Annotated in this window: 15 protein-coding genes; 11 read left to right on the forward strand and 4 right to left on the reverse strand. The window is 33.6% G+C overall.

From position 1 onward, the window contains the following. Nucleotides 1–13 precede the first annotated feature (13 nt). Together L3J07_00965 and L3J07_00970 are read left to right on the forward strand one after the other, a co-directional pair. A complete protein-coding gene (locus L3J07_00965) occupies nt 14–1,363 on the forward strand; it encodes a sigma-70 family RNA polymerase sigma factor (GenBank protein ID MCF6276397.1) in 1,350 nt (449 codons plus the stop codon). A 303-nt stretch (nt 1,364–1,666) separates the two neighbouring features. Next, nucleotides 1,667–2,131, forward strand: a complete 465-nt coding sequence (locus tag L3J07_00970; protein ID MCF6276398.1) for a hypothetical protein — start codon at nt 1,667–1,669, stop codon at nt 2,129–2,131. Nucleotides 2,132–3,452: 1,321 nt separating this feature from the next. Here the strand turns inward: L3J07_00970 and L3J07_00975 are convergent. Beyond that, nucleotides 3,453–4,037, reverse strand: a complete 585-nt coding sequence (locus L3J07_00975) for a superoxide dismutase (protein MCF6276399.1) — start codon at nt 4,035–4,037, stop codon at nt 3,453–3,455. 412 nt (nt 4,038–4,449) lie between these two features. Beyond that, a complete protein-coding gene (locus L3J07_00980) occupies nt 4,450–5,001 on the reverse strand; it encodes a redoxin domain-containing protein (GenBank protein ID MCF6276400.1) in 552 nt (183 codons plus the stop codon). 146 nt (nt 5,002–5,147) lie between these two features. On the opposite strand from L3J07_00980, the gene L3J07_00985 reads away from it, so the two are divergent. The 7 genes from L3J07_00985 to L3J07_01015 all read left to right on the forward strand — a co-directional run bounded on the left by L3J07_00985 (nt 5,148) and on the right by L3J07_01015 (nt 10,438). Beyond that, complete coding sequence (locus L3J07_00985) at nt 5,148–6,035, forward strand: transketolase (protein MCF6276401.1); 888 nt, start codon at nt 5,148–5,150, stop codon at nt 6,033–6,035. 253 nt (nt 6,036–6,288) lie between these two features. After that, nucleotides 6,289–7,272 (forward strand): transketolase family protein, encoded by a 984-nt coding sequence (locus tag L3J07_00990; protein ID MCF6276402.1) that lies wholly within the window; start codon nt 6,289–6,291, stop codon nt 7,270–7,272. Nucleotides 7,273–7,381: 109 nt separating this feature from the next. After that, nucleotides 7,382–8,314: a hypothetical protein gene (locus L3J07_00995; GenBank protein ID MCF6276403.1), complete on the forward strand. Its 933-nt coding sequence runs from the start codon at nt 7,382–7,384 to the stop codon at nt 8,312–8,314. 70 nt (nt 8,315–8,384) lie between these two features. Continuing rightward, entirely contained in the window at nt 8,385–8,609 is a 225-nt protein-coding gene (locus L3J07_01000) for a DUF5652 family protein (protein ID MCF6276404.1), read from the forward strand. Continuing rightward, entirely contained in the window at nt 8,606–8,905 is a 300-nt protein-coding gene (locus tag L3J07_01005; protein MCF6276405.1) for a hypothetical protein, read from the forward strand. Before L3J07_01000 ends, L3J07_01005 begins: the two co-directional genes overlap by 4 nt. Next, nucleotides 8,898–9,461 (forward strand): M48 family metallopeptidase, encoded by a 564-nt coding sequence (locus L3J07_01010; protein MCF6276406.1) that lies wholly within the window; start codon nt 8,898–8,900, stop codon nt 9,459–9,461. The genes L3J07_01005 and L3J07_01010 overlap by 8 nt, the downstream gene beginning before the upstream one ends. A gap of 137 nt (nt 9,462–9,598) precedes the next feature. Next, complete coding sequence (locus L3J07_01015) at nt 9,599–10,438, forward strand: deoxyribonuclease IV (GenBank protein ID MCF6276407.1); 840 nt, start codon at nt 9,599–9,601, stop codon at nt 10,436–10,438. Between the two features lie 33 nt (nt 10,439–10,471). Here the strand turns inward: L3J07_01015 and L3J07_01020 are convergent, their stop codons facing one another. Then, the gene (locus L3J07_01020) at nt 10,472–10,921 is read right to left on the reverse strand and encodes a hypothetical protein (GenBank protein ID MCF6276408.1); all 450 of its coding nucleotides are present in this window, start codon (nt 10,919–10,921) and stop codon (nt 10,472–10,474) included. A 129-nt stretch (nt 10,922–11,050) separates the two neighbouring features. Between L3J07_01020 and L3J07_01025 the strand changes: the two genes are divergently transcribed. Together L3J07_01025 and L3J07_01030 are read left to right on the forward strand one after the other, a co-directional pair. Further along, nucleotides 11,051–11,842, forward strand: coding sequence for a PD-(D/E)XK nuclease family protein (locus tag L3J07_01025; protein MCF6276409.1), 792 nt, complete (start codon nt 11,051–11,053; stop codon nt 11,840–11,842). Between the two features lie 9 nt (nt 11,843–11,851). Then, a complete protein-coding gene (locus tag L3J07_01030; GenBank protein ID MCF6276410.1) occupies nt 11,852–12,184 on the forward strand; it encodes a hypothetical protein in 333 nt (110 codons plus the stop codon). 45 nt (nt 12,185–12,229) lie between these two features. On the opposite strand, the gene L3J07_01035 is transcribed toward L3J07_01030, so the two are convergent. Next, nucleotides 12,230–12,625 (reverse strand): hypothetical protein, encoded by a 396-nt coding sequence (locus L3J07_01035; protein ID MCF6276411.1) that lies wholly within the window; start codon nt 12,623–12,625, stop codon nt 12,230–12,232. Nucleotides 12,626–12,635: the final 10 nt, after the last annotated feature.

The following is a 12,635-nucleotide window of genomic DNA, read 5'->3' on the forward strand; positions in this document are numbered from 1 at the left end:
TTGGCTAATATTTATGCCAGCTAAAGCTAAAAAAACTACAACTCAAAAGGGGGATAAAAAAACTGCTAAAAAGGCAGTTCAAACACGTTTAACGGTCAAAAAACCAAAGAACGACAAAAAAACTTCAGTAAAAAAACAGGCAACAAAAAAAGTTGTTACAAAAAAAATAAAAGCTAAAACTTCTAGAAAACCTAGAAGTATTAAAGATGTAGAAAAAAAGGTGCAAAAAAGATCTATAATCAAAAAATCTGATCTGCCACCCCCACCGTCTCAATTGCAAGTAATGTCATTGATACAAAAAGGTAGGGGTAGGGGTTTTTTGATAGAAATAGAAGTTTTGCGTATATTCCCACATTTAGAAAGATATTTACCACTTTATCTGTGGTTTTTGGATGAATTGGATGTAAATAGTATTACTATTACAGAATCCAAAGATGGTGGAATTTTGGGAGACAGAAGTCGACACAATGAACTTTTGGAAGGTTTACAAGGAAAACATCCAGATACGGCTGGTGGTAAATTCGATCTAAGTTCAATTGCTCAGGATTCTATTCAAATGTATTTGCGTGAAATAGGAAAAATTCCTTTGCTTACTGCAGAAGAGGAGGTTTCACTTGCAAAGAGAAAAGAAAGGTTTGATAAAGAAGCTGAAAAGAAAATGATTGAGGCAAACTTGCGTTTGGTAGTTTCAATTGCAAAAAGGTTTGTTGGAAAATCTTTAACACTTTTAGATTTAATTCAAGAGGGGAACATTGGACTTTTTCGCGCAGTGAAAAAGTTCGATTATAGGCGTGGTTATAAATTTTCTACTTATGCAACTTGGTGGATTCGCCAGGCTATTACTCGCGCATTGGCAGACCAATCTAGGACAATTCGTATTCCGGTGCATATGGTAGAGACTATCAACAGATTTCAACAAATGCAAAGAAGACTTTTGCAAGATTTGGGGCGTGACCCAACTCCAGAAGAGCTTGCTGCAGAAATGGATGAGTCTTTGGTAAAAATTAAACACATTATAAAAATTTCTCAAGGAACCGTTTCTCTTGAGACTTCTGTGGGAGATGATGATGATGATTCATCACTTTCAGACTTTATAGAAGATGTCAAAAATATGACACCTTCTCAAAGTGCTGGTCGTGGAATTTTGCGTGGTTATATTCGCGAAGCTATTTCAGATCTTTCTGCTCGTGAACAAAAGATCTTGGAAATGCGTTTTGGATTGACCGACGGAGTCACACATACTTTGGAAGAGGTTGGTAGAGAGTTTGATGTGACACGCGAGCGTATCCGTCAGATCGAGGCAAAAGCTCTAGAGCGTATCCGCGGTTTTGATATTGTGGATAAGTTGGCGGATTATTATTAGGAAGTTCACATTTAATATAAAATATAATTATTATTTTAAATATATTTCGGATAATAAACTAGTTAGTCAAAATCACTCCATTCGGCTGTGTATTTTGATTAACGTGGCGCGGATACTCATCATTTGTTAAATTTACCACTCCCTTCGGCAGTGACTTCGCCTAACAGCGGATATCCAAAATTTCTTTCCGCAAACCCTTCGGGATTTGCTCCAAGAAACTTCGGATCATCCGCGCCACGTTAGCTGAAATTGCGCTAATTTAAATAGTCATTTATAATCAAATTATTCTTAATAAAACAACGTATGCAATCAAACACGTCAAAAATCGTTCTCGCTGTAATCATTACGGCAATCGTAGTTGGGGGAGGAGTTTACTATTGGCAGTCATATCAAACAGCCGAGCCAGACAGCGCAACACAATCGCTATCAATCCGGTCTGGCATGGAAACATATTCATCTGAAAAATACTCTTTTAATTATCCAAATAGCTACACAGTTACACTAGTAACACAATCATTCCCAGCTTTGACAGTGGAAAAAGCAGGAAATAAAAGAGTGGAAATTTTTCAGATGAAAGACTTTGGAGATCGTCCATGGGGCTTTGAAGGTACTGAAACACAAGAAGATATTGATGGTTACGTGCCAAAGAAAACCCTAACTGTAGGTTCTGGTGACAATCAGTACGAAGTCTGGCTCTATTACAGCGAGAATGACAGCCAAACTAAAAAAGAAGTGAAAGCGATTTTTGACTCAATAGTTGTTAAATAAATTAGCTCAACATCAGCTAACAGTGTATAACCGGCTCATTCATTCCGCTTTGCTCTATTCATTCGCGCAAATTGGTTGGTTATAAACATACTCCAATACAATATTATATAGCCAGCCAACTTCGGTTATACACAAATATTAGCTGAAATATGCTTTTCCTTTTAGGGCTATCGCCTTCGCTTTCCCAAAATGGACAAAATTGATTTTTTTATTTTTAATAAAAAAGTAATTGAGTTTTCTCCGCTACACTCCAAAAACAATTACTAAATAATCATAATTAATATGTCTGCCAAAAAGAAAACCCCATCAATATCCCGTGAAGAAATGTGGCGTGAAATAAGAGAAAAAAATGAAAAAAACCATTCTTTTTTGAACACAGCAAAACAGCTCTCGCATTTGTAATCTTGGCAGAATTAGGTGTAGCAAGTCTTACCATAATAACAGGACTAATAAGTTTGTATTATGCTGACAAATCGCTAAAAGACCCTATCGAAAAAAATATTCGAAAAAATGTTCTTGAGGCAGAGTGGGGTTGTGCATTGGCAATAATGGGACTGATTCTAAATCTTGTAGTGCGTACTTATTTAAATCTTTAAGTAAAAAGTATGTTGCGTGAGTTAGTAAATAAATGGTTTGGTTATAAGTGGTCGCGCTATATGTTTGCACCAAAGAACGTGAATTGCGTTATATTGTTAATGTAGATTCCCCAATACCAATTCTTGGATACTTAATACCTTCATTTCAGGAATCCGGAAATCCTAGAGAACCATGGCATGTTTGGTTAAATTATAATAAGAATTATACTACACTATTAATTACAAAAGATTGCTTCACAAAAGATGGAAGCATTAGTTCGGAATTGCTCACAAAAATCAAAACACTTGATCCCGCTTTTATGAATAATTCAGACAAATATGAAATTTTAACCGCCCAAGATTGCGTGAACAAAAAAAATATACCTTTTATGAATAGAAATACAATAACCCTCGATAATTGGGATAGAAATACTTTTTTATGTATTTTGCGTGATATCTTTAAAAAATAAGAAATAATCTGATAAGGTGTTTTGGATTTCGACCATTCGTCCTTAATCCCTCTGCCCAAAAACCAAGACAAAAAATCAATTTTGTCCATTTTATGGAGGCATTTTCTTAAGAGAAAATAAAAGGAAAAGCGTACATCAGCTAACAGCAAATATTCAAAAATTTTTTAATTAAATTTGGTTATATTTTATTTTTAAATATCTTGGAATCTTAATAAAAATAAATTTTATAAAATAAAAAACTACTTAAATTAAGCAGTTTTTTATTTTATAAAAGTTTTAAGGTAAAAGTTTTAAAACATTCCACCAGTTTTCAATATATTCGGCTCGTCTATTTTGATATTTTAGATAGTAAGCATGTTCCCAAACATCTAAAGTCAAAATTGGGGTGTGTCCAGTTGAAAGTGGGGAATCTTGGTTTGAAGTAGAATAAACTTGGAGTTTTCCATTTTCATCCCGAACAAGCCAAGTCCAACCGCTCCCAAATTTTGTGCCTGCTTCTTTATTAAACAATTCTTTGAAAGATTCTAAAGATCCAAAAGTTTCTTCTATTTCTTTTACTAAGTTTTCATCAACTTGTTTTTTTGGCCCCAAAACACTCCAAAATAAATTGTGGTTTACATATCCACCACCATTATTTTTGATAGCATTTTTGTCTGCTTCATAAATATTTAAGCTAGAAATATCTTTCAAAATATCTTCTGCACTTTTTTCTTGAAGTTCTGGATATTTTTCTAATGATTTATTGAATTTATCTGTATATCCTTGGTGGTGCTTGCTGTGGTGAATTTGCATTGTTTGTACATCTATAAACGGTTCCAAAGCATCATAAGAATATTTTAATTTTGGTAATTCGTGCTTCATATTTTTATATTTAATGAATTAATTTTGTCATCTCGAACAAAGTGAGAGTTCCCTTAAACATTTTAAAATCACAAAATATAAGCGATTTCTCACCCGTATTCTTGGATTCGAAATGACAGAAAAAAACTAATATTTGTTTTTAATTATTTACATTATATGAAATTGTACGGGGATATTTCGACTTCGTTTCACTACGCTCAATATGACATAATATTTCACGCCATCCTGAGCGGAATGAAGCAAAGCGGAATGAAGTCGAATGGATCTCGAGAGAGAGTTATCAGAATTATGAATATTTTATGTTTTGGTGACGCAATTCCGAGATATTTCGACTTCGTTTCACTAGGCTCAATATGACGTCTGTGTTTTTTCTTTTCCTTTCTTACTTAATCTGCCTAATTTACTGTCTTTCTTATAGTTTACCAACCAATTCAATTCCAGGAGTTAAAGTTTCTTTCCCAGGTTTCCAGCTTGCTGGACACACCATTCCGTTGTGCTCATCTACAAAAATAGCAGCTTGAAGTTTTCGTAGTAATTCGTCTGCAGAACGACCAATACTATTGTCGTGCAATTCATAAGTTTTTATAAATCCTTCTGGATCTACAATAATAGTTGCGCGAAGTGAAAGCCCTTCGTCTTCCAAATAAGTTCCCATTTGTTTGCACAACTTTCCACTTGTATCTGCTCCCATTGGATATTGGATTTTTGCGATAGAAGGGGAGCTGTCGTGCCAAGCTTTGTGAGTAAAAGATGTGTCTGTGCTAATGCTCAAAATTTCTGCATTCAAACTTTTAAACTCTTTGTATTTATCTGCAAGCTCTGTAAGCTCGGTTGGGCATACAAATGTAAAATCTGCTGGGTAAAAAAACAGCACAAGCCATTTTCCTTTAAATTTTGAAAGCTCTACATTGTCTTCCAATTTATTTTCGTGAAAGATATTCACAGATAAATCTGGCAATTGCATTCCTACAATTGGTTTTCTAAAATTTTCATTTTCCATATATTTTATTTCTTAAATATTTTATTATAGTTTGTTTATTATATATCCTTTTAGAAATATAAACAAGATAAAAAGTGTGGTATAATTGAATAAATACATAATTTTTTGTTATGCCAAAAAAGAAGTTTAATTTTTTAGTTTCAGATTTAGAAAAAATAGCAAATACCGTAAGACAAGATCTCTTAAAGATGTTGGCAGAAGCAAATTCTGGGCATACTGCAGGTCCTCTTGGGTTGGCAGATATTTTTACAGCACTTTATTTTCGTGTTTTAAATCATAATCCAAAAAAACCAGCTTGGGCAAAAAGAGACAGGCTTTGTATGTCTTGTGGGCATGTTGTTCCGGTTCGATACGCCGCTATGGCGCGTTCTGGCTATTTTCCACTTTCAGAGTTAAAAACTTTGCGAAAATTAGGTTCAAAATTGCAAGGACATCCATCTTTTTTGGATATGCCAGCTTTGGAGCATTCTTCTGGACCGCTTGGGCAAGGCTCTTCGGTAGCGGTTGGTATGGCAATTGCTGCAAAGATGAACAAGCAAAGACATTATGTTTTTTGTATTGTTAGTGATGGTGAGCAACAAGAAGGTCAAACTTGGGAAGCTGCAATGCTCGCAGGAAAACACAAACTAGACAATCTTATTTTTATAATGGATAGAAACAATATTCAAATAGACGGAACCACAGAAGAGATAATGCCGTTAAATCCGTTGAAAGACAAATATGAAGCATTTGGTTGGCATGTTTTGGAAATAGACGGAAACAATATGAAAGAAATAATTGGAGCTTGTGAATTGGCAAAAAATATTCATGAAAAACCTGTTATGATTTTGGCACACACAATTCCAGGAAAAGGGGTGAGTTTTATGGAAAATGATTATCGTTGGCACGGAGCTCCACCGGGAAAACTAAAAACAGAGCGATCACCTTCCAAAGAGGAGCAGTTACAAGATGCTTTGGAAGAGTTAAAAAATAGTAGAAAACAAATTTTTGTTCAATAATTTTTTAAAAAAAAGAAAAGAAATGGATCCTTAGTCAAGGTGAGGATGACAGAAAAAGGTTTAGCTATTTATATTTTAATTATATTGCACCGAGATATTTCGACTCCACTCCACTCAGCTCAATATGACATGAATAAAATACGTCATCCTGAGCGAAGTCGAAGGGTCTCGTGAAAGTATCACAAATAATAAAATAGAAAAGAATATTTTGGGTAGGCGAAGCAATAGAATACTTAGAACATTTATTATAAATATGTACGATAAAACATTGGTAAAAAATTGGTATGACAAAAGTGTAAAAATGGTCCCAACTAGAAATGGTTATGGAGACGGTGTTGTAATTGAAGGAAGAAAGAACAAAGATCTAATGGTCTTGTGTTGCGATCTTACAGAGTCAACTCGTTCCGAAGGTTTCAAAGATGCTTATCCAGAAAGATTTTTGGAGATTGGTGTGGCAGAACAGAATCTAATAGGAGTTGCGACTGGTTTGGCTTTGGAGGGGAAAGTTCCATTTTGTTCATCTTATGCAGTTTTTAATCCAGGTAGAAATTGGGATCAAATTCGTGTTTCTGTATGCTATAACAAGGCAAATGTAAAAATTGTTGGTGCACACGCTGGAATTTCTGTTGGGCCAGACGGAGCGACCCATCAAGGTTTGGAGGATATTGCGATTACTAGAGTTTTACCAAATATGACTGTGCTTGCACCATGTGATTACGAGGAGGCTAAGAAGGCTACAATTGCAGCTGCAAAAATGAAAGGACCTGTATATTTGCGTTTTGCTCGTGAAGCAACTGCAGTTTTTACTACACCAAAAACTCATTTTGAAATAGGAAAAGCAAATGTTTTCAAAGAGGGGAGTGATGTGACAATTATTGCCTGTGGTCCTCTTGTACATAAGGCTTTACTTGCTGCAAAAAAACTTACAAGTTTAAAAATAAATGTAGAAGTCATAAATAATACAACAATAAAACCGTTGGATGAAAAAGTACTACTTGCTTCAATAAAAAAAACAGGTGCGGTTGTGACAGTAGAAGAACATCAGATCGCTGGTGGACTTGGTGGAGCAATAGCAGAGTTAACTTCCAAATATCATCCTGTGCCTATAGAATTTTTAGGAATGCCAGATTCGTTTGGAGAGTCTGGAACACCAGAAGAATTGTTGAAAAAATATGGAATGACAGAGAAAGATATTGTTTTGGCAGTAAATAGGGTTTTAAAAAGAAAAAGTAAATAAAAATTATATTAAACTAAAAAATACCGTTTTTATGGTATTTTTTAGTTTAATAAATTGCCATTTTGCCATTTTTGTGATATAAATGAAATACAAACAAAAGGAGGTGGCGATGAGTAAGTATGTAATGTTCTTTTTAATTTTTGTTTTATCTTTTGTATTTTTTTCTAGTTGTGATAAAAATAGTTCAGAACCAAAAGATGTAACGCAATTTAATAGAGAGGTTTTAGCTCGTATTTATTTCAATGAGCCTATAAGTCTTTGGAAACTCAAGATTTGGACAGGTGATAATTCTGGAAAGGTAGAATTGGCAGAAGTTAATTTATCTTTTGAAAAGAGTTCTATAAGTTTAATGTTGCGAGAGAATGTCAATTTACTCTTAGATGCGATATCTTTTGTAAAAGGAGTAGATGAAGATGCGGAGTTTTTAGGGGTTCGATATATTCATATTTGGACGAGCAAAGATTTTTTTTACGGAGATTTATCTAAAACTAAAAATTTTTTTGTTGAAAGAGTAGATAATGTGGAATACCTGGAAGTTGCGATGGATGAAAAGCCACCACTTCTTGCAGGTTGGATTCCAAGATGGGTAAAAATGACAGATGAAATTTCACTATCTTTTTATTTTGATGAGTATAATGATTTTGATAGTTATAAATATTTAGACATAGTCATTGAAATAGACAATCCAATAACAGAGAAGTTTAGTTATTATTGGCTAACAAATTTACCTGGAGCACATTTTATATATGATGGAAATGAGGATGGTAAAAATATATTTAGAATTAGAGTAGAGGTCGAAGAACTTTTGTTAAATGAATTTGTATATTCCTTGTATCTTCCTTTGGAAAATAGAGATGATCCAATGAATATAAATTTAATGGCTGTCACATTTGATGTTGTTTCGGGTGGTTCTTGTAATGTGGTCGGTGATGAACCTTTTTGTTCTTTTATGATAGAACATTCTGATTTTTCTGCTTCAAGCTCCAGAAGTAAAAAGCATGGTGGTAAGGATCGTTTATCAGAAATAAAATATTTGTTTTGAGTTTTATAAATGTCGATTAATTTCGGCATTTTTTCTTTCCTTTTTTGTGTTTTGAGGTTATAATTATTTTATGGAAGATTTTTTCTATAATTTAACGCATTTGGATAACATGAAATCCTTTTGGTCTGTGGCCGGGGTTCTCATTTTTTGGGCTTTGCCTTGGAAAATTTATGCAATGTGGAAAGCTTACAAAAAACAAGAATGGAGATGGTTTGTGGCTTTATTTTTCTTGAACACTTTCGCAATTTTAGATATTTTATACATTTATAAATACAGTAAAAAAGAAACATTATGACACTAGAAAATTTAAAGAAATTTAATTTGGACGAGGCAAAACAGATTGGGACAGAGATTGGAATAAACTGGGAAACTTCTCTTTTTGATGTAGAGCAATTTGCAGAAGGTTTACATGTAGAATTGGAGCATGGAGCTCACGATCCACAAACAGATGTTAGTGGAGATGATACAAAGATAACTGGAAAAATAGCGTGGGCACATTTGAAAGAATTTCCAGATTATTATATTCGTTTGGAAAAAATGGAGGAAGAAGCTGAAGCATATTGGGAAGAAAAAAATAAAGAAAATGGCTAACTTAGAGTTGGGTGGAAAAAAAATAAATTATGAAATTAAAAAAAGCAAGCGCGCAAAATATGTGCGTGTTGCTATTTTGAGTGATCGTGATATTTTGGTGACAATTCCACACAGACAAAGGTTTGTAAATGTTGAAAGAATTTTTGAAGATAAACAGGATTGGATTTTGAAGAGTCTTGCAAATTATGAAAATAATTATATTTTACTGAAAGGTGGTAGCGACCATTATAAAAAACACAAAAAAACTGCGTTGGAATTGGTAGAAAATAAAATAGCTATTTTTGTAGGAAGCTATAATATTGAAATTGGTAGAGTTTGTGTGCGAAATCAAAAAAGTAGGTGGGGAAGTTGTTCATCCAAAGGAAGTTTGAATTTCAATTATAGACTTTTATTTTTACCAGAGCATTTGGCAGAATATATTATAGTTCACGAGCTTTGTCATTTGGTGGAGTTGAATCATTCTCATAGATTTTGGGCTTTGGTAGAGCAGGAAATACCAGATTATAAAGCTTGTAGAAAAGAGTTGAGATCAAAATATAAAATAGTAGTAAAATAGTTTTTAATAAGGAGTAAAAAACCGACACATCATCTTGAGCGAAGCGCAAAACATACACATGTCATCCTGAGCGAAGTCGAAGGATCTCGTGAAAATATCACAAAACAAAAAATAAACAAATAATAAAAATTTAAATTATGAAAATAGGAGCACATGTTTCGGTAGCAGGTGGGTTGATAAATTGTTTTGAAAATGCAGAAATAATTGGTGCAGAGGCTGTGCAAATTTTTGGTTCTTCGCCTAGAACTTGGAAGATAAAAAAACCAACAGATGAAGAAGTTAAAAATTTCAAAGAAGTACACAAAAAATCAAAAGTTGGGCCTATATTTTTGCACGCAAGTTATTTGGTAAATTTGGGAAGTCCTAGTGATAAATTGTGGTACGCCTCAATAAATAGTTTGGTGGGGCATATGAAAATCGCCGAGGTTATTGGCGCAGAAGGACTTGTTTTTCATGTGGGTTCTGGCAAAGACACAACAAAAAAAGAAGCAATAAAGCGTGCTATAAAAGGAATGAAAAAAGTTTTGAAAGAAGTTCCCGGTAAAACCAATTTAATTATAGAAAATTCTGCTGGTGGTGGCACAAAACTTGGAAACACTCCAGAAGAAATAGGAGAAATCTTCCGAGAAGTGAGTAGTAAAAGAGTAAAAGTCTGTTTGGATACAGCACACGCATTTGAAGCGGGAGTTTTGAGATATACACAAAAAGAGATAAAAGATTTTGTAAAATTATGTGACAAAGAATTTGGTTGGAAAAATGTAGTATGTATTCACGCAAATGATTCTAAAACAGAGTTTGATTCCAAGCATGACAGACATGAAAATATAGGAGAAGGTTTTATAGGTTTAGAAAGTTTCAAAAATTTATCAAAAAACAAAGATTTCAAAAAAGTTCCGTGGATTTTGGAAGTTCCGGGTTTTGGAGAAAAGAAAGGACCAGACAAAAAGAATATAGATATTTTGAAAAAAATGAAATAAAAAAAGAACGGAGCTATAAAAGTTCCGTTTTGTTTATGGGCGAATGAGGTTTGTTTTATCCCATTCTGTGCAAAGTGCATTGAAAATATCTTTTGGAAGTCTGCGAAGTTCGACTCTAAGACCTAAGTCTAAGGCTTGTTTATGACCTTCTTTCATACCTTTGGACATTCCAATATCGTGATAAATAGCTTTTATTCCGTTAGCTCTCAAAAGGGTGTTCCCAAGTTCCAGACCAGATTCAATCCCTATTATTCTTTCTTTTTTAACTTTATCGTTTAAGACGCCTGATAAGGTATAAATTGCATGACTTGCGAAAGGAATTTCACCTCTTTGAAAACAATCATTCAAACAAAGATTTAAATAGGCAAGGTTGAAATCAACATCAGTCCAATTTGGGTTATCTCCTTTATAAGGACTTTCTACAATTACAAATTTTCTATCAGAAACTGGTAATTCTTCGACAGACGGCATTTTTTTACGCATCTTCCTCTCCTTTATGAAAGAAATATACTTTTATTTTATACTATTTAAAATAAAAGTAAACTGTGTATAAGTTTTAAGTTGAGTAAAAAGTGAATATAGATTATATTATAAAGATAATAAACAAAAAATATGTCCAAATTTTATAAAGGAAAAAGGAGTAGAAATTTGTATGATCCAAAAAGTAAAAAGCCGTTTAGATTGAGTCGTTCAAAAATTGATTTATTTTTGAGTTGTCCAAGATGTTTTTATATAGACAGAAGGCTTGGGGTTGGTCGTCCACCTGGATTTCCATTTAATCTAAATTCTGCAGTAGATACACTTTTAAAAAAAGAATTTGATATTCACAGAGCAAAAAATACCCAACACCCACTTATGAAAGCATACAATGTAGATGCAATTCCTTTTGCTCACGAGAAAATGGATGAGTGGAGAGAAAATTTTAAAGGCGTCACATTTTTGCACGAGCCTACAAATTTTATTATCACTGGTGCGGTAGACGATTTGTGGGTAAATCCAAAAAATGAAATAATAGTGGTAGATTATAAAGCTACAAGTAAAGACGGGCAAGTGAATATAAGTGCACCGTGGCAAATTGGCTATAAGCGACAGATGGAAGTTTACCAGTGGCTTATGCGTAAAAATGGATTTGATACTTCAGACACAGGATATTTTGTTTATTGTAATGGTAAAACAGACAAAGAAGCATTCGATGGAAAACTTGAATTTGATATAGATGTAATTCCGTATAAAGGAGATGGTAGTTGGATAGAAAAAACTTTGGTAGAGGCACACAAAACTTTGGTAAAAAATGAAATTCCAGAAGCAGATGAAGATTGTGATTATTGTATTTATAAATCTGCGGTAATAGAAGTAGAAAACAGTGACATTGGAAAATGTAAAGGACAGCAGTGTTTAATATAATATAATTTTATGGAAGGAGAAAAATCGTACAATCCAAATGAACGAGTGTCTTTGGATGCTTCAAAGTTAAATCAAGAATTGGAAAAAGTTGGTGCAGAAGAAAGTGTGCAAGTGAATCCAGAATATCAAAAAGAAGCTCAACAACAAGAAGTACAAGAATCTGTAGAAGTTGAGCAGACAGCCAGAGACGGTGTTCAAAACATTGGTGGCGGAAGTCCAGAAGTGCAGGCGCAGGGATTTCAAGCTCCAACTGCAGAGCAGATTTCTGAGGCTGAAGAGAATAAGCGTCGTGAGGAAATGGCAAAAGTCCCACCAAAAAAACCTTGGTGGAAAATTTGGTAAAAAGATAAAAATAAAAAAAACCACCGTTTCAAGCGGTGGTTTTGATTAGAACCCTTTTCTTTTAATATAAAGTAGAAGTGACGCCAGTCCTATTGCGTTTTGACGGTCAACTTCCTTAGTAATAGCTATATGTATTTGATAAAGAATTTGAATATATTTTTCTTTATTTTCTGCACATAATATATTTAACTCATTTACATAAAATTTATCATTGTCTTCATAAAAATATATAAGTGTTTGTGCGAGTTTTTCGGAATTTACTTTTACAGACCTTGTCTGGAAAAGATCATTCAGAAGCCAAGACATAAATAGCCAAACCTGTGTTGGATTTTCTATGTTTGGATTTTTTTTAATAAGCAGACTTAGTTTTTTGTATAGATCTACTTTTGTCGTGGGCTTTCTGGTTTTGTGAGTTGGAAAATGAAGAACATTTTTAGACATTACTTCCTCC

The organism is Candidatus Magasanikbacteria bacterium (genome assembly GCA_021648085.1).
Classification (GTDB): Bacteria; Patescibacteriota; Patescibacteriia; order Magasanikbacterales; family UBA922; genus JAKITS01.

Bases quoted from the DNA above. Each gene is read 5' to 3' on its own strand.
- L3J07_00970 (MCF6276398.1), top strand. From the start codon at position 1,667: ATGCAATCAAACACGTCAAAAATCGTTCTCGCTGTAATCATTACGGCA.
- L3J07_01015 (MCF6276407.1), top strand. From the start codon at position 9,599: ATGAAAATAGGAGCACATGTTTCGGTAGCAGGTGGGTTGATAAATTGT.
- L3J07_00990 (MCF6276402.1), top strand. From the start codon at position 6,289: ATGTACGATAAAACATTGGTAAAAAATTGGTATGACAAAAGTGTAAAA.
- L3J07_00985 (MCF6276401.1), top strand. From the start codon at position 5,148: ATGCCAAAAAAGAAGTTTAATTTTTTAGTTTCAGATTTAGAAAAAATA.
- L3J07_01030 (MCF6276410.1), top strand. From the start codon at position 11,852: ATGGAAGGAGAAAAATCGTACAATCCAAATGAACGAGTGTCTTTGGAT.
- L3J07_00995 (MCF6276403.1), top strand. From the start codon at position 7,382: ATGAGTAAGTATGTAATGTTCTTTTTAATTTTTGTTTTATCTTTTGTA.
- L3J07_01020 (MCF6276408.1), bottom strand. From the start codon at position 10,921: ATGCGTAAAAAAATGCCGTCTGTCGAAGAATTACCAGTTTCTGATAGA.
- L3J07_00965 (MCF6276397.1), top strand. From the start codon at position 14: ATGCCAGCTAAAGCTAAAAAAACTACAACTCAAAAGGGGGATAAAAAA.
- L3J07_01010 (MCF6276406.1), top strand. From the start codon at position 8,898: ATGGCTAACTTAGAGTTGGGTGGAAAAAAAATAAATTATGAAATTAAA.
- L3J07_01025 (MCF6276409.1), top strand. From the start codon at position 11,051: ATGTCCAAATTTTATAAAGGAAAAAGGAGTAGAAATTTGTATGATCCA.
- L3J07_01000 (MCF6276404.1), top strand. From the start codon at position 8,385: ATGGAAGATTTTTTCTATAATTTAACGCATTTGGATAACATGAAATCC.
- L3J07_01035 (MCF6276411.1), bottom strand. From the start codon at position 12,625: ATGTCTAAAAATGTTCTTCATTTTCCAACTCACAAAACCAGAAAGCCC.
- L3J07_01005 (MCF6276405.1), top strand. From the start codon at position 8,606: ATGACACTAGAAAATTTAAAGAAATTTAATTTGGACGAGGCAAAACAG.
- L3J07_00975 (MCF6276399.1), bottom strand. From the start codon at position 4,037: ATGAAGCACGAATTACCAAAATTAAAATATTCTTATGATGCTTTGGAA.
- L3J07_00980 (MCF6276400.1), bottom strand. From the start codon at position 5,001: ATGCAATTGCCAGATTTATCTGTGAATATCTTTCACGAAAATAAATTG.